This is a genomic window from Streptomyces sp. NPDC033178 (genome assembly GCF_055577685.1).
This window is the reverse complement of record NZ_JBVIPT010000004.1, coordinates 18,247-44,863: the sequence shown is the minus strand read 5'-3', so window position 1 is coordinate 44,863 and position 26,617 is coordinate 18,247. Positions and strand designations below refer to the sequence as shown.

The following is a 26,617-nucleotide window of genomic DNA, read 5'->3' as shown; positions in this document are numbered from 1 at the left end:
TATGGGTGGAATCTCAGCATTGCACGCTATGGGGGGTCTGTTGACTCCTGATCGCCCTGTGACTGATCGTCACAGCGGCGTGACTGTCCGCTATGGCATGGTCCATTGGCTTCCGTCGCCGATGGACACCTGGGAGGGCAATTCCATCGGTTTGGCCGACGCGGTTGGACAGATGGTGTAGTTGTAGTGCCGAGGACAAGCCGTTCGTCCTATAACCGACTCGACCCGCATCCGCCATTTCGGGCAACGCGGGTCAAGGTGCAGAATTTAGAGGAATGAACCGAGAAGGTTCGGTTCTCCCGAGGAGGCCGCTCATGACCGCTCGCACCCCTGATGCCGAGCCGCTGCTGACCCCCGCTGAGGTTGCCACGATGTTCCGCGTGGACCCGAAGACGGTGACGCGGTGGGCGAAGGCCGGCAAGCTCACTTCGATCCGCACGCTCGGCGGCCATCGCCGTTACCGCGAGGCCGAGGTTCGTGCCCTGCTCGCGGGCATCCCGCAGCAGCGCAGCGAAGTCTGAACAACAACTGCATAGCAGGGCATTTCGGCAGGTCCCCTAACTTGTCGGACTGCCCGAACCCAAGCTCCAAGCGACGCGGATCCTGCCCCAACGGGGTCCACGCCCAAGCGAGAACCACAAGCAACAAGGGTGCGTCGTAGATCGCGCTGGACTCCGCCGGGTCCAGTGCGATCTTTTTTGTGTGCCGACGGTGCGCCTATGGCGTGCCGGCGGTGTTCGGTCATGTGCTGGTCATGGGGTGCGCACAGGGTGCGGGGCCTGTCTGTGAGCGGCCTTGTCGCAGTCTGGGGAGACCTGTCGGATCAGCTGTGCGTGGCCCCGGAGCAGGGTGCAATTGCACATATTAAATTGACCAGTTGTAGGTGAGGGGTAAGTACCGCGGGTTTGAAAACTTATGCGGTGACACCCATCACACGTCATGGTCCTTGTTGTGGATGGCGTTTCTGCGCTAGGGGAGGCCGTGCGCATCTGGCGTCGCCCGAGGGGCAGTTGAGGTGCGGGGCGCGTCATGCGGTCCGCTCACGCCGGGGAGGGTGTCTCGTCCTCGTAGGGGGTCTCGGGGCTCTCCTGGTCGTAGGGAGCGCTCTCGGAGGCCAGCCGGAGGAGTCGGTGGCAGATCGGGCAGTGCCTTGTCAGATGGCGGTAGCCGGAGGCGGCCGACAGGTGGGCGCGGAGCAGGGCTCGCGTCTCATGTCGAGCGGTCGCCGCCATGGTCACCTCCGGTGGGGTGTGCGATGGGGTGTCTTGGGCCCTGGTTTTTAGGTACTGGGGGAATGTGACGGCGTCAAGCCCAGGTTGTGCGGGGTGTGCTGCGGGGGCCCTGTGGGGTTGGCGAAGCGCTCTGTTGCCGGATGCGGGGCGTTTCTTGGGGGTGCGCCCATGGGGGAGTGGCCCGGGGCGGGGCATGACGAAGGCCCCGCATCCTTGCGGATGCGGGGCCTTTCACCTGTTGCGGTCCTGACGGGATTTGAACCCGCGGCCTCCACCTTGACAGGGTGGCGAGCACTCCAAACTGCTCCACAGGACCAGGTTTTGCAGTGCGGATCTTGCGTTGCGCTGCGAGACAGGACTCTACAGGAGGGTGAGCCCCCTGGGCGAACTCACCCACTGTGCAGGCGCCGTTACGGGACAGCGGCGTCGATCGCCTTCACGATGCGCTTGTCGGAGACGGGGTACGCCGTGCCCAGCGCGTGGGCGAAGTAGCTGACCCGGAGCTCCTCGATCATCCAGCGGATGTCCAGGACCGACGAGGGCACGGGACGCCCCTGCGGCATCTGCTCCAGGAGCCACGCGTACTCGTCCTGCATCTCGTGGACCTTCTCCATGCGGCTGGTGTCCCGCTGGACGTTCGTCGGCATCTGCTGGAGCCGGCGGTCCGCGGCCACCAGATAGCGCATCAGGTCCGGCAGCCGCCGCAGACCCGTCTCCGTCACGAAGCCGGGCTTCACGAGGGCGTCCAGCTGCTTCCGTACGTCCGTGAGGTTCGCGAGCAGGACGGCGCTGCGTACGCCCTTCAGGCGGCGCTCACAGGCCTGCCAGGCGGCCAGGACCTGCTGCACCTGGTTGACCGTACGGACCGTCGTGTCGACGATCTCCGCGCGCACCTTCTCGTACAGCTTGCGGTACGACTCCTCGTCCCAGGCCGGGCCGCCGAAGTCGGCGACCAGCTTGTCGGCGGCGGCCGTCGCGCAGTCGTCGAAGAGGGCCTGGACGGAACCGTGCGGGTTCGCGGACAGGGCCAGCTTGTGCGCGTTCGTGAGCTTGTCCGAGGCGAACTTGGCAGGGTTCACCGGGATGTTGCGCAGGATGAGCCGCCGCGTGCCCTTCCACATGGCCTGCTGCTGCTCGGCCTCGGTGTCGAAGAGGCGTACGGAGACGGTGTCGCCGTCGTCGACCAGGGCAGGGAACGCCTTCACCGGCTGGCCGGCCCGGCGCGTCTCGAAGACACGGGTGAGGGAGCCGATGGTCCAGTCCGTGAGGCCCGTCCGCTCGATGGCTCCGCCGCCCTCGCGCTCGGCCGTCGCCGCCGCGGCCTGCGAGATCGCCTGGCGCGCCTTCGGCCTCAGGCGCAGCTTCAGGGCCTCCAGGTCCTTGTCCTCGGCCAGCTTGCGCCGCCGCTCGTCGACGATCCGGAAGGTGATCTTCAGGTGGTCGGGGACCCGGGACCAGTCGAAGTCGTCGGCCGTGAGGGGCACGCCGACCATGCGCTTCAGCTCGCGCGCCATCGTCGTCGTCAGCGGCTCCTGCAGGGGCACCGCCCGGTCCAGGAACCGCTGGGCGAAGTTCGGGGCCGGGACGTAGTTCCGGCGGATCGGCTTCGGGAGGGAACGGATCAGCTCCGTCACGACCTCCTCGCGCAGGCCCGGGATCTGCCAGTCGAAGCCCTCGTCCGTGACCTGGTTCAGCACCTGGAGCGGCACGTGGACGGTGACGCCGTCCGCGTCCGCACCTGGCTCGAACTGATAGGTCACCCGGAACTTCAGCGGGCCCTGGCGCCAGGTGTCCGGGTAGTCGTCCTTGCTGACGTCCCCGGCCCGTTCGTTGATGAGCATCGACCGCTCGAAGTCGAGCAGCTCGGGCTCCTCATGGCGCTTGTGCTTCCACCAGGAGTCGAAGTGCGCGCCCGAGACGACGTGCTCGGGCACCCGCTGGTCGTAGAAGTCGAACAGCGTCTCGTCGTCCACGAGGATGTCGCGGCGCCGGGCGCGGTGCTCCAACTCCTCGACCTCGGTGAGGAGTTTGCGGTTGTCCGCGAAGAACTTGTGGTGCGTACGCCAGTCGCCCTCGACCAGTGCGTTGCGAATGAAAAGCTCGCGGCTGGCCTCCTGGTCGATCCGCCCGTAGTTGACCTTCCGCTGGGCGATGATCGGCACGCCGTACAGAGTGACCTTCTCGTACGCCATCACCGCGGCCTGGTCCTTCTCCCAGTGCGGTTCGCTGTACGTGCGCTTCAGCAGGTGTTCCGCGAGCGGCTCGACCCACTCGGGCTCGATCTTCGCGTTGACCCGGGCCCAGAGACGGGACGTCTCGACGAGCTCGGCGGACATCACGAACCGCGGGGGCTTCTTGAAGAGCGCCGAGCCGGGGAAGATCGCGAACTTGGCGTTCCGGGCGCCCAGATACTCGTTCTTCCCGGTGTTCCTCCCGCTCTCGACCCCTGCCTCCTTCACGTCCTTCATGCCGATGTGGGAGAGCAGGCCGGCGAGGAGGGACAGATGGACCTGCTGGTCGGGGGCGTCGTCCTCGTTGAGATGGATGCCCATCTGCTTGGCGACGGTCCGCAGCTGGGTGTAGATGTCCTGCCACTCGCGGATCCGCAGGAAGTTCAGGTACTCCTGCTTGCACATCCGGCGGAAGGACGACGAGCCGCGCTCCTTCTGCTGCTCGCGCACATACCGCCAGAGGTTGAGGTACGCCAGGAAGTCCGACGTCTCGTCCTTGAAGCGGGCGTGCTGCTGGTCGGCCTGTGTCTGCTTGTCGGCCGGGCGCTCGCGCGGGTCCTGGATGGAGAGCGCGGCGGCGATCACCATGACCTCGCGCACACAGCCGTTCTTGTCGGCCTCCAGGACCATCCGGGCCAGCCGCGGGTCCACGGGCAGCTGGGCGAGCTTGCGGCCCCGGTCCGTGAGCCGCTTGCGTGCGTCCTTCTGGGAGGGGTCCAACGCGCCCAGTTCCTGGAGGAGTTGGACGCCGTCGCGGATGTTGCGGTGGTCCGGCGGGTCGATGAACGGGAACTTCTCGATGTCCCCGAGTCCGGCCGCGGTCATCTGAAGGATGACGGACGCCAGGTTCGTACGGAGGATCTCGGCGTCGGTGAACTCCGGGCGGGCGAGGAAGTCGTCCTCGGAGTAGAGACGGATGCAGATGCCGTCGCTGGTCCGGCCGCAGCGGCCCTTGCGCTGGTTGGCGCTGGCCTGCGAGACCGGCTCGATCGGAAGGCGCTGGACCTTCGTGCGGTGGCTGTATCTGGAGATACGGGCGGTGCCCGGGTCGATCACGTACTTGATGCCCGGCACGGTGAGGGAGGTCTCGGCGACGTTGGTCGCCAGAACGATCCTGCGGCCTGTGTGCTGCTGGAAGACGCGGTGCTGCTCGGCGTGCGAGAGGCGTGCGTACAGGGGCAGTACCTCGGTGAAGCGGTAGTTCCTCTTCGTGATCGCGTCCGCGGTGTCGCGGATCTCCCGCTCTCCCGAGAGGAAGACGAGGATGTCGCCCTTGCCCTCGCCCTGGAGCTCCTCGACGGCGTCGCAGATCGCGGTGATCTGGTCTCGGTCGGAGTCGTCGCCTTCCTCTTCGAGGAGCGGGCGATAACGGACCTCCACGGGGTACGTACGCCCGCTGACCTCGACGATCGGCGCGTCCCCGAAGTGCCGGGAGAAGCGCTCGGGGTCGATGGTCGCGGAGGTGATGACGACCTTGAGGTCCGGGCGCCTGGGCAGCAGCTGGGCGAGGTAGCCCAGCAGGAAGTCGATGTTGAGGGACCGCTCGTGGGCCTCGTCGATGATGATCGTGTCGTACGCGTACAGCTCGCGGTCCGTCTGGATCTCGGCGAGCAGGATGCCGTCCGTCATCAGCTTGACGAAGGTGCCGTCCTGGTTCACCTGGTCGGTGAAACGCACCTTCCAGCCGACGGCCTCGCCCAGCGTGACGTCGAGCTCGTCCGCCACGCGCTCGGCGACGGTCCGGGCGGCGATACGGCGGGGCTGGGTGTGCCCGATCATGCCGCGGACGCCGCGGCCGAGCTCCATGCAGATCTTGGGGATCTGGGTGGTCTTACCGGAACCGGTCTCGCCGGCGACGATGACGACCTGGTGATCGCGGATGGCGGCCGCGATGTCGTCCTTCTTCTGGCTGACCGGGAGCTGCTCGGGATAGGTGATCGCGGGCACGCGGGAGCGGCGCTCGGCCATGCGGGCCTCGCCCTTGGCGACCTCCGCCTCGATCTCGGCGAGGACGGCGGCCCGGGCCTCGGGCTTACGGATCTTGCGCGCGCCTTCGAGCCTGCGCCCGAGCCGCTGCGCGTCGCGCAGGGACAGCTCGGTCAGGCGGGGGGCGATGGCGCCGAAGGCGGGGGCAGGAGTCGTTGACATACGCCCTCCAGGATCTCACCTCGGGGAAACGAGGGGCGAACGCTTTTGTGCGGGCATACAACGCGGGCATACAACAAGGCCCCGATCCGGGGATCGGGGCCTGTGCTGTGGCTGGGGCCGGGGTCGAACCGGCGACCTACCGCTTTTCAGGCGGTCGCTCGTACCAACTGAGCTACCCAGCCGAGAGATTCACGAGGAATCTCAGCGGTCCTGACGGGATTTGAACCCGCGGCCTCCACCTTGACAGGGTGGCGAGCACTCCAAACTGCTCCACAGGACCAAGCTGTTGTGTGCGAACAGTGTCGCACACGGGGTTGCGTGCCCCCAACGTAATTCCGTCTGCCGCCGACGCCGGGAAGATGATTCCTGGTGAGGGTGGAGGTGCTGGTCAGCTGGGGTGACGTCGCTGAAGCAGCGTATCAGAGGATGAGCGGTGGGCCGAAAACGCGCTGGGTGCGGGGCAGGTGACCCGACGGCGGGTGCAGCCCGTGACCCGGACGCGTGACGGCTGTGTGTACGGCCCGGTCGTGATGTCGATTCCCCCGGCGTCGATACGGCGGCCGGACGGGATCGTCAGGTGGGCGGACAGGCAGCGACGCCGGCCCGCGGGGGCAGTCATCACGGTGTCTCCTCGCCGGAGGGCAGCCGGCGCATGTGACGGATCTCCGTACGCAGCAGGAACGGCAGTCCGCAGACGGTGACCAGGCCCGCGACCGCAAGGGCGGCGGCGAGCCCGGTGCCTTCGCCCCACACGTCGGAGGCCCAGCCGGCGAGGAGGCCGCCCGCCACCGCTCCCACGGGGATGGTGCACAGGTTGATCGTGCGGGCGGTGGCGTGCACCCGGCCCAGGAGGTGGGGCGGGGTGATCAGCTGGCGCAGGGTGATGACGGTGATGTTCCAGACCGGCAGCCACAGCGCGGAGACGAAGGCGATGACGATGACCACCGCGCTCGATCCGGTCGCCAGGGCCGCCGGGGCCGCGGCCCAGACGATCCCCTCGGTCGCGGTGGCGAGCAGGACGGGGCCGGCTCCCATCCGGTGGACGAGGCGACGGCTGACGAGGGCGCCGAGCACGGCGGAGGGTCGGTTCCCGGACAGGTCACGGGACGAAGCCTGGGAAAAACAAATCGCAGGCCAGAGAAGACTCTGACCTGCGACCCATACAAGTAGCTGGTGCCCCCAACGGGATTCGAACCCGTGCTACCGCCTTGAAAGGGCGGCGTCCTAGGCCGCTAGACGATGAGGGCTATCGGCCCGCCTGGGCGCCTTGCAGCGCGTCGGGGACGTGAGAAGCATATGGGATGTCGGGAGGGATCGCCAAAACGGTTTACGGGGTGGGTGTGGAAGGGGTTGGGGTGGCCGGGGTGGTGACGGCGCCCGGCTGGTTCTCCTTGGGGAGGTGGCGGCTGACCTCCGCCGTGGTGAGTCCGAGACCGCCCAGTTTGATCTCGTCCCAGGCCTGGAGACGCCGGGTGTCGCGGTCGAGGTAGAGGATCGACGTCTCGATCGGTGCGGGGTCCTCGCCCTCCAGCGCGCGCAGACCGCCGCCGCCCGTGGAGCCCTCGATGCGCAGCCGGGTGCCGTACTTCATGATCTCCATCTCCTGGTGGTGGAGGTGGCCGGCCAGGACCAGGGGCACATCGCCGTCCGTCTGGCGTGCTGCCGTCGGGTTGTGCGCGATGGCGATGTCGACCGGGGTGCCGGCCGCCTTCTGGTCGCGCAGGGAGGAGGCGAGGCGGGCGCCCGCGAGCACCTCCGACTCGTCGCCGCCCAGCTTGGCCGTGCGGTCGGGGGTGAACTGCGGGTCGCCGACGCCCGCGAAGCGCAGGCCCGCCACCGAGACGGCCCGGCCGTCGTCGAGCACGTGCACGTTCTTCATGCGCTCCAGATAGCTCTGGGTGACCCGGCCGTCGTGGTTGCCGCGCACCCAGACGTACGGGGCGCCGAGGTCGGACGCCGGGTCCAGGAAGCCGTTCTCCGCCGCCGTGCCGTGGTCCATGGTGTCGCCGGAGTCGACGATCACATCGATCTTGTACTGCTTCACCAGCGAGGCGATGATCTTCCAGCTCGCCGGGTTGAGATGGATGTCGGAGACGTGCAGGACGCGGATGGTGGAGGGGTCGGGCGCGTAGGCGGGGAGCGTGGACGTGACGTCGTACAGCTTCGTCACGTTCGTCACCAGGCGGGCCAACTCCTTCTGGTAGACGTCGAATTCGCTGACGATGCTGCGGGCGTTGCCGACGACCGAGGGGGCGGAGGAGAGCAGGCCCGAGAACTTCGGCTCCAGGACCGAGTTGGGGTTCCAGGTCGCGAAGGCCGTCGCTCCCGAGGCCGCCAGCAGGGTCAGGGCCAGGCCGCCGGCCGCCAGGGCCCGGCGTGGGCGGCGGTAGACCGCGAGGCCGAGGGCGGTCGCGCCGGAGACGACGGCGACGACCGACCGTACGGCCAGGTCGAGGGTGCCGTCGCCGACGTCCTGGGCGACCTCGTCCTGGAGGCCGGAGAGGCGTTCGGGGTGGTCGACGAGGGCCTGGGAGCGGACGGGGTCGAGCTGGTCGACGTCCACGTCGAGGCGGAGCGGGGCCGTGTGGCTGCGCAGTTCCAGGGCGCCGAGCGGCGAGACGTTGATCTTCGTGCCGCCCGTCAGGGAGGGGCGCAACGTCATCGTGGTGTCCATGGGGCCCACCGGCGCCCGGACGTTCCCGACGATCAGCAGGCCCAGCCACGCGCCGAACAGCACCACGGTGACGAGGCCCAGGGCGCGGGCCCACGGGTGCGGTTGGTGGACGAGTTCGACGGCAGGGGCGACGGGGTGTGTGCGGCGAGCGCGGTAGCGGCGTACGAGGGCGCGGGGAGCCCGTCGTACACGGTGCAGAGCGGTGGCGGCAGCGGGGACGCGGGCCATTGGTCCCGTATGCCCAGAGGTGGGGGCGGATATGCGGCGCGGCTCCCGCTCTCGGGCGTGCCCCGGGGTGTGCTCCCGTAGCCGCGTCCCATGGCGCCCGGGCCTTGGTACCGGACAATGGCCCTGTGCTGGAGATGACGCGCGAGGAGTTCGAGGAACTGGTCGCCGAGGCGCTGGACCGGATTCCGCCGGAGCTGACGCGGCTGATGGACAACGTGGCGGTGTTCGTCGAGGACGAGCCGCCCGCCGACGACCCCGAGCTGCTCGGGCTCTACGAGGGGACTCCGCTGACCGACCGCGGCGAGTGGTACGCCGGGGTGCTGCCCGACCGGATCACGATCTACCGGGGGCCCACGCTGCGGATGTGCGCGACGCGCGAGGAGGTGGTGGCCGAGACCGAGGTGACCGTGGTCCACGAGATCGCCCACCACTTCGGCATCGACGACGCACGGCTGCACGCGCTCGGGTACGGGTGACGAACCGCGGGCGGACGCCTTGGGACGTGGGTGACGGCGAGCGGGTGCACGCCTTGGGACGTGGGTGATGACGAGTGGGGGCATGCCTTGGGACGTGGGTGACGACGAGTGGGCGCATGCTTTCGGACGTGGGGGACGGCGAGCGGGCGCACGCTCTCGGGTGCGGGTGACATATCTCTCGCGGTCCGCGGGCGGTTCTCCCGTGTCTCTCGGGCGTTCGCGTGTCTTCTTGCGGGCGGCGGGAGTTGGGCAGGGGGACTCCTCACACCGCCCGGAGGTGGCTGCCCGTGCGCGCCAAGTACGTACCCGTCCGTCTGGCCGCCGCCGCCCTGGCCGTCGCCGCGTCCGCCGGCTGCATGAGCGTCGGTGACGACGGGGGCGACCACGCGAAGCCCTCGCACTCGGCCGGGCAGCGGGGCGGTGAGGCGCCCGACGGCGGGTCCGCGGTGAGCGGCGGGGGCCCCGGCTATCGCGGGGCGGGTGACGGAAAACACGGTCGGGCGAAGCCCCACGAGTCGGCGTCCGGGTCGGCGTCGCCGTCCGCGGGGGAGAGCGGGACGGCCGCTCCGCCCAAGCCGGGCAAGGACGGCAAGGACGGGAAGAAGCCCAAGCCGGGGGCGCCCTCGCCGACAAAGGCCCAGCCCACGCCCACGCGGCCGGCCCCCGAGCCGACGCCCACCAAGGAGGAGCCGCCGCCTCCGTCGCCCGACCCGACCACCGCCGAGCCGTCGTCCTCGGCGCACCCGGAGCCCGAGCCGCAGCTCGTGGAGCGGCGGGAACCGGCACCCCAGGCCGGTGTCGAGGCCTGAACGGGCCCGGTCACAACGGTCCTGGTCGCAACGGTCCTGGTCGCGACGGGCCTGGTCGCGACGGGCCTGGTCACAGGGGGTGCACCTCGGTTCGGCGGGAGGACCCGGAGGCAGTGTGACCGGAGCCTCTCGGAGCCGGTTTGCCTTACCGGGTGGGGGGTGCGTATGGTGGTAGATCGTTTGATCCCATTGCCCGGCGCCAAGTAGAGCGCGCCGTGTGGCGCGTACTCTCCCTTGCCGTGGCTGACCGCATTGAGGCGGTCGTTTGCGAAATCACGGAGTTGACGGGCGCGTGCCGTACGAGACTCCGGAAGGTTTCGCATTCGCATGTCCATTTCCAGTACTGATCACGTCGTCGTGCCCGAGAACGAGAACATCGGGGACGCTGTCGACGAGACTGCCGCGTCCGCGGCCCCCGAGGTTCCCGAGGTCACCTTCAGCGACCTGGGTCTGCCCGAGGGCGTCGTGCGCAAGCTCGCGCAGAACGGCGTGACCGCCCCCTTCCCGATCCAGGCCGCGACCATTCCGGACGCCCTGGCCGGCAAGGACATCCTCGGCCGTGGCCGCACCGGCTCCGGCAAGACCCTCTCGTTCGGCCTGCCGCTGCTGACGCAGCTCTCCGGCGGCCACACCGAGAAGAAGAAGCCCCGCGGCATCATCCTCACGCCGACGCGTGAGCTCGCGATGCAGGTCGCGGACGCCCTTCAGCCGTACGGCGACGTGCTCGGCCTGAAGATGAAGGTCGTCTGCGGCGGTACGTCGATGGGCAACCAGATCTACGCGCTGGAGCGCGGTGTCGACGTCCTCGTCGCCACCCCGGGCCGGCTGCGCGACATCATCAACCGCGGCGCCTGCTCCCTGGAGAACGTCCAGGTCGCGGTCCTCGACGAGGCCGACCAGATGTCCGACCTGGGCTTCCTGCCCGAGGTCACCGAGCTGCTCGACCAGATCCCGGGCGGCGGCCAGCGCATGCTGTTCTCGGCCACGATGGAGAACGAGATCTCCACGCTGGTCAAGCGCTACCTGACCAACCCGGTCACGCACGAGGTCGACAGCGCCCAGGGCAACGTCACGACGATGTCCCACCACATCCTCATCGTGAAGCCCAAGGACAAGGCGCCGGTCACCGCCGCGATCGCCTCCCGCAAGGGCCGCACGATCATCTTCGTCCGCACCCAGCTGGGCGCCGACCGCATCGCCGAGCAGCTCTGCGACTCCGGTGTGAAGGCCGACGCGCTGCACGGCGGTATGACGCAGGGCGCCCGCACCCGCGTGCTTGAGGACTTCAAGAAGGGCTACGTCAACGCGCTCGTCGCGACCGACGTCGCCGCCCGCGGTATCCACGTCGACGGCATCGACCTGGTCCTGAACGTGGACCCGGCCGGTGACCACAAGGACTACCTGCACCGCTCCGGCCGTACGGCCCGCGCGGGCCGCTCCGGCACGGTCGTCTCGCTCTCCCTGCCGCACCAGCGCCGCCAGATCTTCCGGCTGATGGAGGACGCGGGCGTCGACGCCTCGCGCCACATCATCCAGGGCGGTACGAGCTTCGACCCCGAGGTCGCGGACATCACCGGTGCCCGGTCGATGACCGAGGTCCAGGCCGAGTCCGCGGGCAACGCCGCGCAGCAGGCCGAGCGCGAGGTCACCGACCTCACCAAGCAGCTGGAGCGCGCGCAGCGTCGTGCCGTCGAGCTGCGCGAGGAGTCGGACCGGCTGATCGCCCGTGCCGCGCGTGAGCGTGGCGAGGACCCGGAGGCCGCGCTCGCCGAGGCCGCTGCCGTGGTCGAGGCCGCCGCCGCTGCCGTCGCCGAGCAGGCGGTGGCCGAGGAAGCCGCCGCTGCCGCGCGCGAGGAGCAGCCGCGTCAGCGTCGTGACGAGCGCGGCAACTACGAGCGCCGTGACCGTCGTGACGACCGTCCGTCGGGTGGCTTCAACCGTGACCGCGGTGGCGACCGGGGTGGCGACCGTGGCGGTTTCCGTCGCGACGACCGTCCGTCGGGTGGCTTCCGCCGCGACGACCGTCGTGACGACCGCGGTGGTGACCGTGGCGGCGACCGTGGTGGGTTCCGTCGTGACGACCGCCCCTCGGGTGGCTTCAACCGCGACCGTCGTGACGAGCGTCCCTCCGGTGGTGACCGTGGCGGTTTCCGTCGCGACGACCGTCCCTCGGGCGGTTTCAACCGTGACCGTCGTGACGAGCGTCCCTCCGGTGGTGACCGTGGCGGCTTCCGCCGTGACGACCGTCCGTCGGGTGGCTTCAACCGTGACCGTCGTGACGACCGCGGTGGCGACCGTGGCGGGGACCGTGGTGGCTTCCGTCGCGACGACCGTCCCGCCGGTCACAGGGGCAGCGACCGCCCGTTCAACCGCGACCGGCAGGGCGACCGTCCCTCGGGCGGCGGCTTCCGCTCCGGTGGCCACGACCGTCCCTACGGCCGTCGTGACGACCACCGCGGCGCCGGCTCCGGCTCGGGCCCGTCCTTCGGGCGCCGCGACGACAAGCCGCGCTGGAAGCGCAACGGCTGACATCGCCTGAGCGGCGACTACTGAACAACTGAAGGGGCCCGGACGACCTCGGTCGTCCGGGCCCCTTCGCGTGCCTGGGCACGGGCGACGATGTGCGTGTACGGCACGTCAATTTTTGGCCAATCGCCTGGCGCATGTCGTACCCCCGGCAGGGGAATTGCTGGGGGCATGACAGATGACGCCAAGGCAAGTGGGCTGTCGGACGAGGAACGTCTCGCGCAGCTCGGCTACACGCAGGTCCTCGCCCGCCGCATGTCGGCGTTCTCCAACTACGCGGTCTCCTTCACGATCATCTCGGTGCTCTCCGGGTGCCTGACGCTCTATCTGTTCGGCATGAACACCGGCGGGCCCGCCGTGATCACCTGGGGCTGGGTCGCGGTCGGCCTGATGACCCTGTTCGTCGGGTTGGCAATGGCCGAGATCTGTTCGGCGTACCCGACCTCCGCGGGCCTGTACTTCTGGGCCCACCGCCTCGCCCCGCCGCGTACGGCCGCGGCCTGGGCGTGGTTCACGGGCTGGTTCAACGTGCTCGGCCAGGTCGCGGTGACCGCGGGCATCGACTTCGGCGCGGCCTCGTTCCTGGGCGCGTACCTGAACCTGCAGTTCGACTTCGAGGTCACACCGGGCCGTACGATCCTGCTCTTCGCCGGGATCCTGGTCCTGCACGGCCTGTTGAACACCTTCGGCGTACGCATAGTCGGCCTGCTCAACAGCGTCAGCGTGTGGTGGCACGTGGTGGGCGTGGCGGTCATCGTGGGCGCGCTCACGTTCGCGCCGGACCAGCACCAGTCGGCGTCCTTCGTGTTCACGGAGTTCGTGAACAACACGGGCTGGGGCAGCAGTTTCTACGTAGTCCTGCTCGGTCTGCTGATGGCGCAGTACACCTTCACCGGGTACGACGCCTCGGCGCACATGACGGAGGAGACACACGACGCGTCGACGGCCGGCCCGAAGGGCATAGTCCAATCGATCTGGACATCATGGATAGCGGGCTTCGTCCTGCTCCTGGGCTTCACGTTCGCGATCCAGTCGTACGAGGGAGCCCTCGGCTCGCCGACAGGGGTCCCCCCGGCCCAGATCCTCCTGGATGCGCTGGGCGCGACGGCGGGCAAGCTGTTGCTCCTGGTGGTGATCGGCGCCCAGCTGTTCTGCGGCATGGCGTCCGTGACCGCCAACTCCCGCATGATCTATGCCTTCTCGCGCGACGGGGCCCTGCCGTTCTCGCACATCTGGCACACGGTGAACCCGCGTACCCGTACGCCCGTCGCCGCGGTGTGGCTCGCGGCGCTGGGCGCGCTGGTGCTCGGCCTGCCCTACCTGATCAACGTGACCGCGTACGCGGCCGTGACGTCCATCGCCGTGATCGGCCTCTACATCGCGTACGTCATCCCGACGCTGCTGCGCCTGCGCAAGGGCGAGGCCTTCGACCGCGGCCCGTGGCACCTGGGCCGCTGGTCCCGCCCGATCGGCGTGGTGGCGGTGGCGTGGGTCGCGGTCATCACGATCCTCTTCATGCTGCCCCAGGTCTCCCCGGTCACCTGGGAGACCTTCAACTACGCCCCCATCGCCGTCCTGGCCGTCCTCGGCTTCGCCGCGGCCTGGTGGTTCGCCTCGGCCCGCCACTGGTTCCTCAACCCGGACCACGAACGCACCCACGCCCGAGAGGCGGCTCGCAAGGGTGCCCCGGATCCGGTCGATCCGTAGCGCTGTGCGCCTTACGTTCCTCTACGGGTGCTCCATCGATGCTCCATCGGGGCCCCACCGGGGCTCCGCCGGGGCTCCATCGACGTGGCCGGGTCACCGATACCCGATCGGAGTCCCGGCCACGTCGGGCTATGCTCGTTCCTGCATCGACACGGGTCGGTGCGTGCGCCGGCGTGGTCCGGCGCACGGACCCTTAGCTCAATTGGCAGAGCAGTGGACTTTTAATCCATTGGTTGTGGGTTCGAGTCCCACAGGGTCTACCGACAAGGCCCAGGTCAGAGTCAGTCTGACCTGGGCCTTCGGTGTGTTTCGAAGCTGAAGAGATCGTTGGTTCGCCCGATGCTGGCCCGAAGTGCAGACGATCATGGCCGGACGTGGAGCGGCCCTGGCTGGCGGACGCGCTCACCGGCCGGGGTCTGGTCCCGCCCGCCCCCAGAGCTCACGGGGTACAGGGACGGGCGGGGGTTTACTGAGGCAGCGCCCGCCACGCATCCCAGATCCCCTGCGCCACAGCGCACCGCCGGTTCCCGTAGTCGCAGTCCGGGCAGCCCTGGGAGTGGTCCATGTACTCGCGGAACTTCGCCTGCTTCGGCGTGAACTCGGCAGCGCTGGCCGCCATCCGCGGTGATCCGCTGGTCCTCTCGCGCCACCGCGACCGGTCGCCCATCACGAGGTACTCCTGGAGTGCTTGGGGTGGTTGCGCATCTCGACCTCGCAGTCCGTGGCTTGCCTCGTGTTTCGTGCGCTTTTCACCAAAGATCTCAAGGGGTGATGGTCCAACACCGATGCAGGCAGAAAGGACCCCCGCCGAGTGCTTTGGCTGGCACGGCGGGGGCTCTGGACCAGTCCCAGTCCGTGAAAGAAGAGGTCTCGATCCATGAATCAGTAGGCGAGAAGCCAGTAGTGAGCGTCAGCATCTGACCTGGCAGGCCGTCACACTCACCCTGACGGGTCTCGGCGTAGGAACAGTGTTGATCCTCACCGGGCACGCTTCTCCTCCCGAAGCGGCCGGTTACGTATGGCCGGTCTTCACCCTCGTCGGACTCCATGCGAGGCGTTGACTCTAGACGCACAGAAGCGCCCCGCCCTCCCGGAGGAGAGCCTCTGGCGAGCTGGCACCGGACAGGCCCATTCCTTCGGAGAACCATCTCGCCGACGAATACGGCGTAGCGCGGCTCACCGCACGACGTGCCGCCCAGGAACTGCGCGAGCGCGGGCTCATCGTCACCGTGCGCGGCAAGGGAGCCCTGCGCCTCGGGACCATCCGAGGCGCAGGGTAAGTCGTGTCCCGGGGCACGCACCCGGCCTGCTCAAGTGATCAGCAACAACGCCCCCCACATCACCACAGCCAGACCAGGCAGGATGTACGCGATCAGGGTGATCGACATGCCCCGTCTGCGGCCGGGCCAGGTTGTCCAGGTGGCGGCGTAGTCGGGGAGGCGTTCCAGCGCCCTCGCCTGTACGTGGCGGTAGTAGAGGCGGTGTCGGTGGCCGACGTAGAGCCAGGTGAGGGCCAGTACGAGGCCGAAGGCGGCCAGGACCCGGGCTGCCGCGAGGTGTTGCTCCGAGGCCAGGAGTGTCGTGTGGGCCACGGCGAAGAGTGACTGGCCCACCAGGAAGAGGTTGCCTCGCTGGAACAGCATCGTGTTCTCGTGCAGCGTGTGCTGCCAGAGTCTGCCGTCCTCCGCGATGCGCTGAGCTTCGCTGTCGTCCCCCATGTCACTGTTCTGCCCTGCGATCGCGCGGAGCCACCCCTTCCGCGAGCGGGGTCCGGGGTCAGCCCGCCGTCAGCTTCGCCAGCGGCAGTGTGTGCTGGGTCTGGAGGACCTTCGCGCGGAGGTAGCGGACGTTGTGGGCCGTGGTGAAGACGCCCGTCGGGACGCGGTGGCCGACCGTGATGCCCAGGTCGCGGAGCTGGTTCGCCTTGTCGGGGTTGTTGGACAGGAGGTCCAGTTCCGTGATGCCGAGGGCCGTCAGCATCTGGGCCGCCGCCGTGTAGTCGCGGGCGTCCTCGGGAAGGCCCAGGGCCGTGTTCGCGGCGTACGTGTCGAGGCCCTCGTCCTGAAGAGCGTACGCGTCGAGCTTGTTGTAGAGGCCTATGCCCCGGCCCTCCTGGCGGAGATAGAGGAGTACGCCGCCGTGGGTCGCGATCTGCTCGACCGCCTCGCGGAGCTGGGGGCCGCAGTCGCAGCGGGACGAGCCGAAGACGTCGCCCGTCAGGCACTCGGAGTGGAGGCGGACCAGGGGCGTGGCCGAAGGGGTGCCGAGGATCACCGCCACGTGTTCCTTGCCGTCGGTCAGGCCGTGGAAGGTGACCAGTTCGGCGTCGACGCTGTAGCCGTCGTTGAAACGCAGCGGCACCCGGACGCGCGAGCGCTGGGTGGCGGCGGGGTAGTCGGGCATGCGGTTCTCCCGGTCCGATCTCTCACCTGCTTCAGATTTGAAACAGATCCTCGAATCGAGACACTACCCCATGCTTTAAAGTTGAAGCAACGGATATTGGTGGTTGTGGTGGTTGTGGTGCGGCTCATGTGTGCCCGTGCTGCGGCCTCACGCGTCGCCCGTCGTCGGCCCTCCCGCGCACGGGCTCGACCGGCGCCGCCACGGGACGTCGTCCGGTGCCGCCTGCGGGTCGTCGCCCTCCAGGCCCCGTGCGATCACCGTGCAGATCTCCTCCAGCTGCCCCACCTGCTCCGGCGTGAGCTTGTCGAAGAGCGTGGCGCGGACCGTCTCGACGTGGCCGGGGGCCGTGCGCTCCAGCAGGGCCATCCCCTCGTCCGTGAGGATCGCGATGCTGCCCCGCTTGTCCATGCTGCAGTCCTTACGGCGCACCGCCCCGTCCTTCTCCAGGCGGGTCACCGCGTACGTCAGCCGGCTGCGGGTGATCTTCGTGCTCTCCGCGAGGTCCGTCATGCGCAGGCTGCGGCCCGGCGCCTCGGAGAGGTTGGCGAGGATGGAGTAGTAAAGGTGCGGCATGCCGGCCTCCTGCTGGAGCTGCCGGTCGATCGCGTCCTCCAGGAGATGGGAGGCGGCGATGTACGCGCGCCAGGCGCGCTGCTCCTCGGGGGTGAGCCAGCGGGTCGTCATACCCCCAGTGTAGGTTTGTTTCAAACTTGAACCAAGCCTCGACCGTCCTCCGGGCGACACCAGGCCGCCGTCCGGGCAAGCCCCGCCTCTGCCTCCGAAAGAGCCCGCCATCCCGACAGCCCGCCAGAGTCCGAAAGAGAGCGCGTCCATGCCTCACCCCTACGTCCTGTTGTCCGCCGCCGTCTCCCTCGACGGCTGCCTGGACGACACCGGCCCCGGACGGCTGCTGCTCTCCGGGCCGGCCGACTTCGACCGGGTCGACGAGGTACGGGCCGAGTCCGACGCGATCCTCGTCGGCGCGGGCACCCTGCGCGCCGACAACCCCCGGCTCCTCGTCAACTCCGCCGAGCGCCGCGCGGCCCGGGTCGCCGGCGGACGGCCGGAGTACCCGCTGAAGGTCACCGTCAGCGGCAGCGGCGACCTCGACCCCGACGCCAACTTCTGGTCCACGGGCGGCGAGAAGATCGTCTATACGACCGACGAGGGGGCCGAGAGAGCCACTGAAGCTCTGCGTGGGCTCGGCGTGGGCGTCGTCCCCGTCGGCCCGGACGTCGACTGGCGGGCCGTACTCACCCACCTCCACGACGTGCGCGGCGTACGGCGGCTCATGGTCGAGGGCGGCGGGCGCGTCCACACTCAGCTCCTCCGCCAGGGCCTGGCCGACGAACTGCAGCTCGCCCTCGCGCCCCTGGTCGTGGGTGAGCCGGAAGCGCCCCGGCTGTTCGGGCCCGGCGACTACCCGGGCGGCCCCCGCAACCGGCTGAGCCTGGTCGAGACGCGGCCCGTGGGGGACGTCGTCCTCATGCGGTACGTCCCCACCGCGCCCGGCACCGGGACCGTACCCTCCGCCGCCGACCACCGCTGGCTGGCGCTCGCCTGCGAACTGGCCGCCGAGTGTCCGCCCTCGCGGACCGCGTTCAGCGTGGGCGCGGTCGTCGTCGCGGCCGACGGTACGGAGCTGGCCCGCGGGTACTCCCGCGAGTCCGACCCCGTGTCCCATGCCGAGGAGGCCGCCCTCGCCAAGATCGGGCCGGGAGACCCGCGGCTCGCGACCGCCACCGTCTACAGCAGCCTGGAGCCGTGCGCCCGCCGCGCGTCCCGGCCCGCGCCCTGTGCCCGGCTGATCCTCGACGCGGGCGTACGGAGGGTCGTGACCGCCTGGCGGGAGCCGGACACCTTCGTGGCGGGCGCGGACGGCAGCGGGCTGCTGGCCGCGGCCGGCGCCGACGTCCTGGTGCTGCCGGAGTACGAGGCCGACGCGAAGGCCCCCAACCGCCATCTCGGCTGACGGGCCGGGCGGACCGGTGTCGCCGACCTGCCCGTTTCCCGCCGGTACGGCCGACCCGTACCGCCGATCAGTACATTTCGTGTCAAAACCTCCGGTGAAGCGCAGGCGACATCAACGCGTGTGCTTTGGGTCCCGCGAATGGCGTACAGTGGTCTTAACGACGCGGGGTGGAGCAGCTCGGTAGCTCGCTGGGCTCATAACCCAGAGGTCGCAGGTTCAAATCCTGTCCCCGCTACTGAAGGCCCGAGGCCGGAATCCGATCAAGGATTCCGGCCTCAGGTGTTTCCCGTACATCTCCTCAGGTGCTTCCCCGGGTGTTCGGGCAGGTGTCCTCACCCGCCCGGTCCTCGCCCGCTCGCACGCCGTCCCCGCTCCCGGAAGCCTGGACAGGTGGAGGAGCAGGAGCCGGAGCGCGTCGAGCCCGTGGAGAGGACCGCCTCGTACCAGCGCACGCTCGTCCGCGTGCTGCCGGCGCTGCTGATCGCCGCGGGCGTCTGCTACGACCTCCTCACCCCGCAGGACTTCACCGCGGCTCCCTTCTTCACGGCCGCGGTGCTCATCGCCGCAGCCCTCTTCTCGCTCGGCGCCACCGTGTGGACGGGAATCGCGGCGACCGTGGGCATGGGAATCGTGCACCTCAGGTTCGCCTTCGACGCGGGCGCGGTCACCGAGGTCCTCACCGTGGCCACGGCCGCCGCGCTCGCCGTCGGCATCAACCGGCTCGTGGTCCGCGGCAACGCGCGCCTCGCCACCGCCCGCGAGGTCGCGGAGGCCGCCCAGTGGGCCGTACTGCCCGAACCGGCGGCGCGGATCGGCGGCCTGGAGATCGCGGCACGGTACGAGGCCGCGCAGGAGGGCGCGTTCATCGGGGGCGACCTGTACGCCGTGCAGGACACCCCGCACGGCGTACGGCTCCTCGTGGGCGACGTACGGGGCAAGGGCATGGGAGCGGTCGCCGTCGTCGCCGTACTCATCGGTGCCTTCCGGGAGGCCGCCGAACAGGAGGCGAGCCTGGAGGCGGTCGCGCAGCGGCTGGAGCGGGCGCTCGCGCGCGAAGGTGTCCGGCGCGACACCATCGCGGTCCTCGAGGACTTCACCACCGCCGTGCTCGCCGAGATCCCGCACGGCACCCCGGTCGTACGCCTCGTGAACCGCGGCCACCCCGGGCCTCTTCTGCTGTACGGCGACGGAGAGGTACGTACGCTCGCCGCGCCGGAGCCCGCGCTGCCGCTCGGGACGGGGGAATTGGGGACCTGGCCCGACCGCGCGCAGGAGGAGGCCTTCCCGGGTGGGACCATGCTGCTCTTCCACACGGACGGGCTGTCCGAGGCTCGGGACCGGCGAGGAGTCTTCTTCGATCCGGCGCGGCATCTGTCCGGGCGGGTCTTCGCCGGGCCCGACGAGTTGCTCGCCGCGGTACTGGACGACGTCCTGCGGCACACCGGGGGCGGGGCCGCCGACGACATGGCACTGCTCGCGGTGCGGCGGCCATGAGGGCGCGGCAGTCGGGAGAGCGCGGCGGTCCTGAGGGAGCGGGAGTGCTGATTGCACGGCGGTCGTGGGTGCGGCGGGCGTGAGATGCGTCGCTCTCTCGGCGGCCCATATCACTGCTGGTAGTCGAACGGCATCCCTCCGCTCAACAACTGACACACCATCAACAAGACTCCCGTTCCTGAATGGCGATCAACTCGCCCGATTTACCCCGCTCATGACCTGTAAGTCCAGGCCAAGAGGCTTAACGATCATCAGGAACAGCTTGGAATCCGGTGCCCGGGTCTATTAACGTTCGATAACGCAGCGCGGTCGTCCCAGCCGTCACAAGAGTCGGCTCCGTGCGCACGCGCCGAATTCCGCAAGGGAACCGGGGAACCATCACTTGGGGTGAATCGCACGTCTTCGCGGTGTAGCGCACCGCGGTTGACGCGCGTAGGAGACCTTCCTGCTCCGAACCCGTCAGCTAACCCGGTAGGCGAGAAGGAAGGAAAGGAGTGCGCCTACGTGGCGTCCAACCGGCCTGCCCCCACACCCTCGTTCGTGCCGAATGAGTTGACGGGTGAGTCCTCGGGTGACAAGAAGCCCGACACCTTCGCCTACGGCGCTCGTAAGGACGAGGAGACGTGGGAGGTCTGGAATCCCAGCGCGGAGACCGTCCTTCCCGTCCGCGGTCGGCACCGTGTCTCCAAGCAGCGCGGCGGAGGACTCGCCCGTAGCTCGACCGTTCTGGGCGTCGGTGTCATAGCCGCCGTCGGTGCGGGTGGCATGGCCACCGCGCAGACCGGCAAGCCTCCGGTGTCGATCTCGATCCCCGACCTGCCGAACGTCGGCTCGCCGTTCTCGGACGACGACGCCCCCGAGGGCTCCAGCACCCCGATCACCGCCGTCGGCCTCACGACCGCCGACGCCGAGCAGGGCAACTCGGACGCGGGTGAGGCCCTGCGCGCCCGCATCATGCTCCAGGCCGAGCAGCAGCAGGACCAGGTGGACCGCGAGGCCCAGGAGGCCGCCGAGGCCGCTGCCGCCAAGAAGGCCGCCACGCTGGCCGCCAAGGAGCGGGACGCCGCCGAGGCCAAGGTCGCCGCCGCCAAGAAGAAGGCGGACCAGGAGGCCAAGGAGAAGGCCGAGGCCGCGCGCCTCGCCGAGCTCGCCAAGCAGTTCACGCTGCCCACCTCCTCGTACACGATCACCTCCACCTTCGGGCAGTCCGGTGCGCTGTGGTCGTCCGGCCAGCACACGGGTCTGGACTTCGCCGCTCCCACGGGTACCCCGATCAAGGCCGTTCACAGCGGCACGATCACCGAGGCCGGCTGGAACGGCTCGTACGGCTACCGCACGGTCCTCACGCTCGACGACGGTACGGAGGTCTGGTACGCGCACCAGTCGTCGATCGGTGTCAGCGTCGGGCAGAAGGTGGCCACCGGCGACATCATCGGCCGCGTGGGCGCGACCGGCAACGTCACCGGGGCGCACCTCCACCTGGAGGTCCACACCAGCGGCGGCGACGGCATCGACCCGATGGCGTGGCTGCGCGGCAAGGGGCTCACCCCGTAGGGCGGGCCTGAAGCGTGAGGCGGGCCCGACCTGTAAGGCGGGCCTGAAGCGTGAGGCGGGCCCGAGAGGTTCCCGGGTGCGGAATACGGCCGTCCGGTACGGCCGTTGACCCACCCATGACTTCTCTCCGCAAGCTGGGTTCGTCCGACCTCGAGGTCTTCCCGCTGTCCCTCGGCGGCAACGTCTTCGGCTGGACCGCCGACGAGGCGCAGTCCTTCGCCGTGCTCGACGCGTACACCGCCGCGGGCGGGAACTTCGTCGACACCGCCGACACCTACTCGGCCTGGGTGCCGGGCAACGAGGGCGGTGAGTCGGAGACCGTCCTGGGCGACTGGCTCGCCGCGCGCGGCAACCGCGCCGACGTCGTCGTCGCCACCAAGGTCGGTGCGCACCCCCGGTACAAGGGTCTGTCCGGGGTGAACATCAAGGCCGCGGCCGACGCGTCACTGCGGCGGCTGAAGACGGACTACATCGACCTGTACTACACCCACTTCGACGACCCGTCCGTGCCGGTCGAGGAGATCCTCACGGCCCTGGACGAGCTCGTCCGTGCCGGTAAAGTGCGCGCGATCGCCGCGTCCAACCTCTCCCCCGAGCGGCTTCAGGAGTCCCTCGACCTCTCCGACCGCGAGGGCCTCGCGCGGTACGTCGCGCTGCAGCCCCGGTACAACCTCGTCTCCCGCGACTCGTACGAGGGCCCGCTCCGGGATGTCGCCTCCCGGGCCGGTCTGGCCGTCGTCCCCTACTCCTCGCTCGCCTCGGGCTTCCTCACCGGCAAGTACCGGGCGGGTGCCGTGGTCGACAGCGCCCGGGCCGGGTCGGCGGGCGCGCATCTGGAGTCGGAGCGGGGGCAGCGGGTGCTGGCCGCGCTCGACGAGGTCGCGCGGGAGCGCGGGGCCGAGGTCGCCACCGTGGCTCTGGCCTGGCTGGCCTCCCGGCCGACCGTCGTCGCACCCATCGCGAGCGCTCGTACGGTGGAGCAGCTTCCGGCGTTGCTGGGTGTGGCCGAACTCGTCCTCACGGATGCGGAGTTGGGGAGGCTGACCTCGGCTTCCGGCTGAGGTCGGGGCGGGCCGGCGTGGGAGGGCTGCGGTTGCGTCTTTGGGGTCGCGTCGCGTTGTGGGGCCGCGCTCACTAGGAGCGGTACGGGTTGTACGTGTATGTGTACGGCGTCGGTGCCGGGTGGCCGTAACCCTGCCACTGCGGTGCCACCGGTGCCGGAGCCGTCGCCCGGGCCGCGTACAGGAGAGCCGGGCGGGCCGGTTCGCGGCGCGTCCACAGTTCGTGGAGCAGCTCCCGTTCCCGTACGACGAAGTCGGCGCCCGCGCGGCCCTTGCGGCCCCGGTGGCGCAGGAACGCCAGCGACGTCGCGTACGCCTCGTACTCCGCGACCGTCCTGCCCGCCGCGCGTCCGCCGTGGTGCGTGGCGTACTCGCGGGCCAGCCGCCGTGCCTTCATCGAGCCGAGGACGAACGGCTCGGGGGCCGTGAGCCAGCCCGCCATCGCGTACGCGGGCAGTTCGGAGCGGATCGTGCCCAGCTCGCGCTGGCGGGTCCAGATGACCAGCCAGGTCAGCAGGCCGAAGGCCGGGACCATGAAGGCCGCGTAGACCGCGAAGAAGCCGTACTCGCCGAACGTCGACGAGCCGTTCCACATCGCGTGCATGCCCATCGCGAGCAGCAGCCCGATGATCGGGAGCAGTACGCGGCGGACCTGGTGGCGGTCCGCGGAGAGCGCCGCGATGCCGAAGCCGATGCCTGTGAGCACGGTGAACAGCGGGTGCGCGAACGGCGACATGATCACGCGTACGAAGAAGGTCGCCGCCGTGACGGAGGCGATGCCGCTGCCGCCGCTGAGCTGGTCCGTGCCGAACGCCGTGCCGAGGTAGAGGATGTTCTCGGTGAACGCGAAGCCGGTCGCCGTGACGCCGGCTATCACCACGCCGTCGAGGATTCCCGTGAACTCCCGCCTGCGGAACAGGAAGACGAGTAAGACCGCGGCCGCCTTCGCCGACTCCTCGACTATCGGCGCTATGACCGTCGCGCCCAGTGTGTCGGCGCTGGACGGGTCCGCCGTCGCCGTCGCTATCCATCTCGTCGCGAAGCTGTTCGCGACGATGGCTATCAGCGCGGCGGCGCAGGCTCCCCAGGCGAAGGAGAAGAGAAGGTTCCGCCAGGGGCCCGGTTCCACCCGGTCGAGCCAGCGGAACGCGGCGACGAGGAGCGGGACGGGCAGTACGGCGAGGCCCAGGCCCACCAGGAAGCCCTCGGTGCCGGTCTGTCTGCGGACCAGGGCCAGGATGACGAGGCCGGAGAGGGCGAGCAGGGTGGTCAGGGCGCTGTAGCGGACCCACTTGCGCTGCCACCAGTGCGCGGCGCCTCCGGCGGGGATGCCGGGAGGGAAGCCGGGGTGCGGTGGGAACGGGGGACCGGTGGCCATGACAAAGACCCTAACGAGGGAGGGGCGTGGGCCGCGAGAGCACCCTGTCGGGGCTCGGGGGCGGTGCGGGTTGTGGCTCCGTCTTTCGGGCCCCTTCAGGCTGTGCGGTCCGTGCGTTGTGCCTTTTGTGGTGTGTGGTGTGTGGTGTGTGGTGTGGGTTGTGTGGTGTGTGTTTCGGACCGTGCGTCATGTGTTGTTCGACCTAGTTGCCCGTGGTCGCGGTATGCGGTACGCGGCGGAAGAGCAGATCGTTCACCACGTGTCCCTTGTCCAGGCCCTGGCCCTCGAAACGCGTCAGGGGGCGGAAGTCGGGGCGTGGCGCGTAGCCGCCGTCCGGCTGGGTGTTCTCGAAGTCCGGGTGGGCGGTGAGGACTTCGAGCATGACCTCGGCGTACGGTTCCCAGTCCGTCGCGCAGTGCAGCAGTGCGCCCGGCTTGAGGCGGGACGCGGCGAGGGTGAGGAACTCCGGCTGGATCAGACGGCGCTTGTGGTGGCGCTTCTTGGGCCAGGGGTCCGGGAAATAGACCCGCAGGCCGTCGAGGGAGTCCGGGGTCAGCATCTCGCGGAGCAGGATGATCGCGTCGCCGTTGCCCACGCGGAGGTTGGACAGGCCGGCCCGGTCCGCGAGGTTCAGGAGGTTGCCCTGGCCCGGGGTGTGGACGTCCACGGCGAGGATGCCGGTGGCGGGGTCCTCGGTGGCCATCTGTGCGGTGGCCTCGCCCATGCCGAAGCCGATCTCCAGGACGACCGGGATGTCGGCGGCGAAGAGTTCCTTGAGGTCGAGGGGGTGCCGGCCGTCGATGTCCAGGCCCCACTTGGGCCACAGACGCTGGAGCGCGTCCGCCTGGCCCTGGGTCACCCGGCTCCTGCGGGGCTGGAAGCTGCGGATTCTTCGCTCGAAGTGGGAGCCGGCGGGGTCGGGGCGGGGGCCGTCGGGGAAGCGGGGTTCGCCCTTCGGTCGGGGGGTTCGGGGCATGGAGGAGTCAGACACAGTAGGTCGATTTTACGGTGTGGGGGTTCGGCGCCGGTGTGCGCCGTCGTGGGTCGGGGCCGTGCCGGTACGTCGAGTCCGCCGCTTGCCGGGTGTACGGCTGTGAGTTTGGAAGGAACCGTTTTTTGGAGGAGCCGTATGCGGCGGACTTCGACGTACCGGCACGGCCCCTTCCGTTCGTGGGTGCCTCTGCCGCCGCCGTGGTCCGCGTTCGGCCGTGGGGTTCGGATCGTTCTTGGGCTCAGGTGGTTGTCAGGGACCTGAGGGCTCGGGCTGCCACCTCTCGGCCGATGGGAAGGGAGGCTGTGGCTGCGGGGGAGGGGGCGTTGAGTACGTGGACCGTGCGGGGGGATTCCTGGATCAGGAAGTCGTCCAGGAGGGTGCCGTCTCTCAGGACTGCCTGAGCTCGGACGCCTGCGGCGGAGGGGATGAGGTCGTCGGGGGTGGCGGCGGGGAGCAGGCGGCGGACTGCGTTGGTGAAGGCGTGCTTCGACGCCGAGCGGTGTACTTCGCCGGCTCCGTAGCGCCAGTGGCGGCGGGCTGTGCGCCAGGAACCCGGCCAGGTGAGGGTCTCCGCCAGTTCGCGGGGGCGTACGGTCCGCCAGTCGTAGCCCTCGCGGGCCAGGGCCGGGACCGCGTTGGGGCCGATGTGGACGCTTCCGTCGATGCCCCGGGTGAGGTGGACGCCGAGGAAGGGGAAGGCCGGGTCCGGGACGGGATAGACGAGGCCGTTCACCAGGGAGGGGCGGGCCAGGGTGTAGTACTCGCCTCTGAAAGGGACGATCCGCATTTTGGGGTCGTCGCCCGCCAGGCGGGCGATTCTGTCGCAGTGGAGGCCTGCGCAGTTGACCAGGACCCGGGCGCGGATGATCGTGCCGTCCTGGGTGCGGACCGCCACTCCGAGGTCGCGGCGGCGGTCGATGTGTGTGACCTCGGCGTCGTACCGGATGTGGGCGCCGGACGCGTCGGCGAGCCGGCGGGCCACGCCGACGAAGTCGCACACGCCTGTTGTGGCCACGTGGATCGCGGCCAGGCCCCGCACCTCGGGCTCGTACTCCGCGATCTGGGAGGCGCCCAGCTCGCGGACCGGAATGCCGTTCTCCCGGCCTCGCTGGACCAGTGCGTGCAGGCGGGGCAGCTCCTCGCGCTCCGTGGCGACGATCAGCTTGCCGGTGACGGCGTGGGCGATGCCGTACTCCGCGCAGAACTTGACCAGCTCGGCGGCGCCCCGCACGGCGAAACGGGCCTTGAGGGAGTCCGGGCGGTAGTAGATCCCGCTGTGGATGACGCCGCTGTTGCGTCCCGTCTGGTGCCGGGCCGGGCCCGGTTCCTTCTCCAGCACCGTCACCCGCGTGCCCGGCGCGGCACGCGTGATCGCATACGCCGTCGACAGACCGACGATCCCGCCGCCGATCACCAGCACGTCACAGTCGTAAGCGACCTTCCGCCCCATCTGCCCGCCCCACCTCCAGCCTCCGACTCCCACCCCCGATAGTGCACTGCGCCACTGACAACCCGCTCAAACCCACAGGATGGCAGGGGCCGGCCCAGCACCGGAGCCAGGTGGCCCCGGCCAGGTCATCGGCCGTGCGTGGCCCCGGTCACGACACCGGAGGCGCGTGGTCCGGTCACGTTCATGGCGCTGGTCACGCAGGGCGCGCCCCTTCAGGGGCGCGGGGAACTGCGCGACCAGCCACATCCAACCCGCACCCCCAAGACCACCCCAGCCCCGC

General features: G+C 69.7%; 20 protein-coding genes, 6 tRNA genes, 1 pseudogene and 1 riboswitch. Of the genes and pseudogenes, 12 read left to right on the top strand and 15 right to left on the bottom strand.

Annotated elements, in window-relative coordinates:
* Window positions 1-314 precede the first annotated feature (314 nt).
* Window positions 315-521: a developmental transcriptional regulator BldC gene (gene bldC, locus ACZ5VQ_RS10830; RefSeq protein WP_027749187.1), complete on the top strand. Its 207-nt coding sequence runs from the start codon at window positions 315-317 to the stop codon at window positions 519-521.
* Window positions 522-1,040: 519 nt separating this feature from the next.
* On the opposite strand, the gene ACZ5VQ_RS10825 is transcribed toward bldC, so the two are convergent.
* The 8 genes from ACZ5VQ_RS10825 to ACZ5VQ_RS10790 all read right to left on the bottom strand — a co-directional run bounded on the left by ACZ5VQ_RS10825 (window position 1,041) and on the right by ACZ5VQ_RS10790 (window position 8,513).
* On the bottom strand, window positions 1,041-1,232 hold the full coding sequence (locus ACZ5VQ_RS10825) for a DUF6274 family protein (RefSeq protein ID WP_200396847.1): 192 nt from the start codon (window positions 1,230-1,232) through the stop codon (window positions 1,041-1,043).
* A 241-nt stretch (window positions 1,233-1,473) separates the two neighbouring features.
* A tRNA-Asp gene (locus ACZ5VQ_RS10820) sits at window positions 1,474-1,548 on the bottom strand.
* A 94-nt stretch (window positions 1,549-1,642) separates the two neighbouring features.
* Window positions 1,643-5,611 (bottom strand): ATP-dependent RNA helicase HrpA, encoded by a 3,969-nt coding sequence (gene hrpA, locus ACZ5VQ_RS10815; protein ID WP_469104625.1) that lies wholly within the window; start codon window positions 5,609-5,611, stop codon window positions 1,643-1,645.
* Window positions 5,612-5,719: 108 nt separating this feature from the next.
* Window positions 5,720-5,793, bottom strand: a tRNA-Phe gene (locus tag ACZ5VQ_RS10810).
* A gap of 23 nt (window positions 5,794-5,816) precedes the next feature.
* Window positions 5,817-5,891 (bottom strand) — tRNA-Asp (locus tag ACZ5VQ_RS10805).
* 338 nt (window positions 5,892-6,229) lie between these two features.
* On the bottom strand, window positions 6,230-6,646 hold the full coding sequence (locus ACZ5VQ_RS10800; RefSeq protein ID WP_469104624.1) for a hypothetical protein: 417 nt from the start codon (window positions 6,644-6,646) through the stop codon (window positions 6,230-6,232).
* A gap of 136 nt (window positions 6,647-6,782) precedes the next feature.
* Window positions 6,783-6,858: transfer RNA gene (locus ACZ5VQ_RS10795), tRNA-Glu, on the bottom strand.
* Window positions 6,859-6,938: 80 nt separating this feature from the next.
* Window positions 6,939-8,513, bottom strand: a complete 1,575-nt coding sequence (locus tag ACZ5VQ_RS10790) for a metallophosphoesterase family protein (protein WP_469104623.1) — start codon at window positions 8,511-8,513, stop codon at window positions 6,939-6,941.
* Between the two features lie 125 nt (window positions 8,514-8,638).
* Between ACZ5VQ_RS10790 and ACZ5VQ_RS10785 the strand changes: the two genes are divergently transcribed.
* From ACZ5VQ_RS10785 to ACZ5VQ_RS10765, 5 genes are all read left to right on the top strand, one after another.
* The gene (locus ACZ5VQ_RS10785; protein ID WP_055637702.1) at window positions 8,639-8,989 is read left to right on the top strand and encodes a metallopeptidase family protein; all 351 of its coding nucleotides are present in this window, start codon (window positions 8,639-8,641) and stop codon (window positions 8,987-8,989) included.
* A 287-nt stretch (window positions 8,990-9,276) separates the two neighbouring features.
* Window positions 9,277-9,798 (top strand): hypothetical protein, encoded by a 522-nt coding sequence (locus tag ACZ5VQ_RS10780; protein WP_469104622.1) that lies wholly within the window; start codon window positions 9,277-9,279, stop codon window positions 9,796-9,798.
* Between the two features lie 327 nt (window positions 9,799-10,125).
* A complete protein-coding gene (locus ACZ5VQ_RS10775) occupies window positions 10,126-12,327 on the top strand; it encodes a DEAD/DEAH box helicase (RefSeq protein ID WP_469104621.1) in 2,202 nt (733 codons plus the stop codon).
* A 168-nt stretch (window positions 12,328-12,495) separates the two neighbouring features.
* Window positions 12,496-14,031: an amino acid permease gene (locus tag ACZ5VQ_RS10770; protein WP_469104620.1), complete on the top strand. Its 1,536-nt coding sequence runs from the start codon at window positions 12,496-12,498 to the stop codon at window positions 14,029-14,031.
* 187 nt (window positions 14,032-14,218) lie between these two features.
* Window positions 14,219-14,291: transfer RNA gene (locus tag ACZ5VQ_RS10765), tRNA-Lys, on the top strand.
* Between the two features lie 206 nt (window positions 14,292-14,497).
* Here ACZ5VQ_RS10765 and ACZ5VQ_RS10760 read toward each other — a convergent pair.
* Complete coding sequence (locus ACZ5VQ_RS10760) at window positions 14,498-14,650, bottom strand: hypothetical protein (protein ID WP_469104619.1); 153 nt, start codon at window positions 14,648-14,650, stop codon at window positions 14,498-14,500.
* A 481-nt stretch (window positions 14,651-15,131) separates the two neighbouring features.
* Here ACZ5VQ_RS10760 and ACZ5VQ_RS10755 point away from each other — a divergent pair.
* Window positions 15,132-15,311 (top strand): annotated as a pseudogene (locus ACZ5VQ_RS10755) (GntR family transcriptional regulator); the annotation flags it as partial.
* Window positions 15,312-15,341: 30 nt separating this feature from the next.
* On the opposite strand, the gene ACZ5VQ_RS10750 reads toward ACZ5VQ_RS10755, so the two are convergent.
* The 3 genes from ACZ5VQ_RS10750 to ACZ5VQ_RS10740 all read right to left on the bottom strand — a co-directional run bounded on the left by ACZ5VQ_RS10750 (window position 15,342) and on the right by ACZ5VQ_RS10740 (window position 17,118).
* Window positions 15,342-15,749, bottom strand: a complete 408-nt coding sequence (locus ACZ5VQ_RS10750) for a RipA family octameric membrane protein (RefSeq protein WP_469104618.1) — start codon at window positions 15,747-15,749, stop codon at window positions 15,342-15,344.
* Between the two features lie 58 nt (window positions 15,750-15,807).
* Window positions 15,808-16,434, bottom strand: coding sequence for a GTP cyclohydrolase II (locus ACZ5VQ_RS10745; protein ID WP_307522864.1), 627 nt, complete (start codon window positions 16,432-16,434; stop codon window positions 15,808-15,810).
* A gap of 147 nt (window positions 16,435-16,581) precedes the next feature.
* Window positions 16,582-17,118, bottom strand: coding sequence for a MarR family winged helix-turn-helix transcriptional regulator (locus ACZ5VQ_RS10740; RefSeq protein WP_469104617.1), 537 nt, complete (start codon window positions 17,116-17,118; stop codon window positions 16,582-16,584).
* Window positions 17,119-17,266: 148 nt separating this feature from the next.
* On the opposite strand from ACZ5VQ_RS10740, the gene ACZ5VQ_RS10735 reads away from it, so the two are divergent.
* The 5 genes from ACZ5VQ_RS10735 to ACZ5VQ_RS10715 all read left to right on the top strand — a co-directional run bounded on the left by ACZ5VQ_RS10735 (window position 17,267) and on the right by ACZ5VQ_RS10715 (window position 22,515).
* Window positions 17,267-18,406, top strand: a complete 1,140-nt coding sequence (locus tag ACZ5VQ_RS10735; RefSeq protein WP_469104616.1) for a dihydrofolate reductase family protein — start codon at window positions 17,267-17,269, stop codon at window positions 18,404-18,406.
* 161 nt (window positions 18,407-18,567) lie between these two features.
* A tRNA-Met gene (locus ACZ5VQ_RS10730) sits at window positions 18,568-18,641 on the top strand.
* 155 nt (window positions 18,642-18,796) lie between these two features.
* Complete coding sequence (locus ACZ5VQ_RS10725; protein WP_469104615.1) at window positions 18,797-19,900, top strand: PP2C family protein-serine/threonine phosphatase; 1,104 nt, start codon at window positions 18,797-18,799, stop codon at window positions 19,898-19,900.
* 337 nt (window positions 19,901-20,237) lie between these two features.
* A riboswitch (cyclic di-AMP (ydaO/yuaA leader) is annotated at window positions 20,238-20,393 on the top strand.
* Between the two features lie 11 nt (window positions 20,394-20,404).
* Window positions 20,405-21,454: a M23 family metallopeptidase gene (locus tag ACZ5VQ_RS10720; protein ID WP_469104614.1), complete on the top strand. Its 1,050-nt coding sequence runs from the start codon at window positions 20,405-20,407 to the stop codon at window positions 21,452-21,454.
* Window positions 21,455-21,570: 116 nt separating this feature from the next.
* Window positions 21,571-22,515: an aldo/keto reductase gene (locus tag ACZ5VQ_RS10715; protein ID WP_469104613.1), complete on the top strand. Its 945-nt coding sequence runs from the start codon at window positions 21,571-21,573 to the stop codon at window positions 22,513-22,515.
* A 73-nt stretch (window positions 22,516-22,588) separates the two neighbouring features.
* Here ACZ5VQ_RS10715 and ACZ5VQ_RS10710 read toward each other — a convergent pair whose 3' ends face one another.
* The 3 genes from ACZ5VQ_RS10710 to lhgO form a co-directional block, all read right to left on the bottom strand.
* A complete protein-coding gene (locus tag ACZ5VQ_RS10710; RefSeq protein WP_469104612.1) occupies window positions 22,589-23,893 on the bottom strand; it encodes a PrsW family intramembrane metalloprotease in 1,305 nt (434 codons plus the stop codon).
* A 202-nt stretch (window positions 23,894-24,095) separates the two neighbouring features.
* On the bottom strand, window positions 24,096-24,869 hold the full coding sequence (gene trmB, locus ACZ5VQ_RS10705) for a tRNA (guanosine(46)-N7)-methyltransferase TrmB (RefSeq protein ID WP_469104611.1): 774 nt from the start codon (window positions 24,867-24,869) through the stop codon (window positions 24,096-24,098).
* Window positions 24,870-25,125: 256 nt separating this feature from the next.
* Window positions 25,126-26,337: an L-2-hydroxyglutarate oxidase gene (gene lhgO, locus ACZ5VQ_RS10700; RefSeq protein ID WP_469104610.1), complete on the bottom strand. Its 1,212-nt coding sequence runs from the start codon at window positions 26,335-26,337 to the stop codon at window positions 25,126-25,128.
* Between the last annotated feature and the right edge of the window lie 280 nt (window positions 26,338-26,617).

Coding starts and splice junctions, on each gene's coding strand:
- ACZ5VQ_RS10740 (WP_469104617.1), bottom strand. CDS start 17,118: ATGACGACCCGCTGGCTCACCCCCGAGGAGCAGCGCGCCTGGCGCGCG.
- ACZ5VQ_RS10715 (WP_469104613.1), top strand. CDS start 21,571: ATGACTTCTCTCCGCAAGCTGGGTTCGTCCGACCTCGAGGTCTTCCCG.
- ACZ5VQ_RS10745 (WP_307522864.1), bottom strand. CDS start 16,434: ATGCCCGACTACCCCGCCGCCACCCAGCGCTCGCGCGTCCGGGTGCCG.
- hrpA (WP_469104625.1), bottom strand. CDS start 5,611: ATGTCAACGACTCCTGCCCCCGCCTTCGGCGCCATCGCCCCCCGCCTG.
- ACZ5VQ_RS10775 (WP_469104621.1), top strand. CDS start 10,126: ATGTCCATTTCCAGTACTGATCACGTCGTCGTGCCCGAGAACGAGAAC.
- trmB (WP_469104611.1), bottom strand. CDS start 24,869: ATGCCCCGAACCCCCCGACCGAAGGGCGAACCCCGCTTCCCCGACGGC.
- ACZ5VQ_RS10760 (WP_469104619.1), bottom strand. CDS start 14,650: ATGGCGGCCAGCGCTGCCGAGTTCACGCCGAAGCAGGCGAAGTTCCGC.
- bldC (WP_027749187.1), top strand. CDS start 315: ATGACCGCTCGCACCCCTGATGCCGAGCCGCTGCTGACCCCCGCTGAG.
- ACZ5VQ_RS10800 (WP_469104624.1), bottom strand. CDS start 6,646: ATGGGAGCCGGCCCCGTCCTGCTCGCCACCGCGACCGAGGGGATCGTC.
- lhgO (WP_469104610.1), bottom strand. CDS start 26,337: ATGGGGCGGAAGGTCGCTTACGACTGTGACGTGCTGGTGATCGGCGGC.
- ACZ5VQ_RS10750 (WP_469104618.1), bottom strand. CDS start 15,749: ATGGGGGACGACAGCGAAGCTCAGCGCATCGCGGAGGACGGCAGACTC.
- ACZ5VQ_RS10735 (WP_469104616.1), top strand. CDS start 17,267: ATGCCTCACCCCTACGTCCTGTTGTCCGCCGCCGTCTCCCTCGACGGC.
- ACZ5VQ_RS10790 (WP_469104623.1), bottom strand. CDS start 8,513: ATGGCCCGCGTCCCCGCTGCCGCCACCGCTCTGCACCGTGTACGACGG.
- ACZ5VQ_RS10710 (WP_469104612.1), bottom strand. CDS start 23,893: ATGGCCACCGGTCCCCCGTTCCCACCGCACCCCGGCTTCCCTCCCGGC.
- ACZ5VQ_RS10825 (WP_200396847.1), bottom strand. CDS start 1,232: ATGGCGGCGACCGCTCGACATGAGACGCGAGCCCTGCTCCGCGCCCAC.
- ACZ5VQ_RS10770 (WP_469104620.1), top strand. CDS start 12,496: ATGACAGATGACGCCAAGGCAAGTGGGCTGTCGGACGAGGAACGTCTC.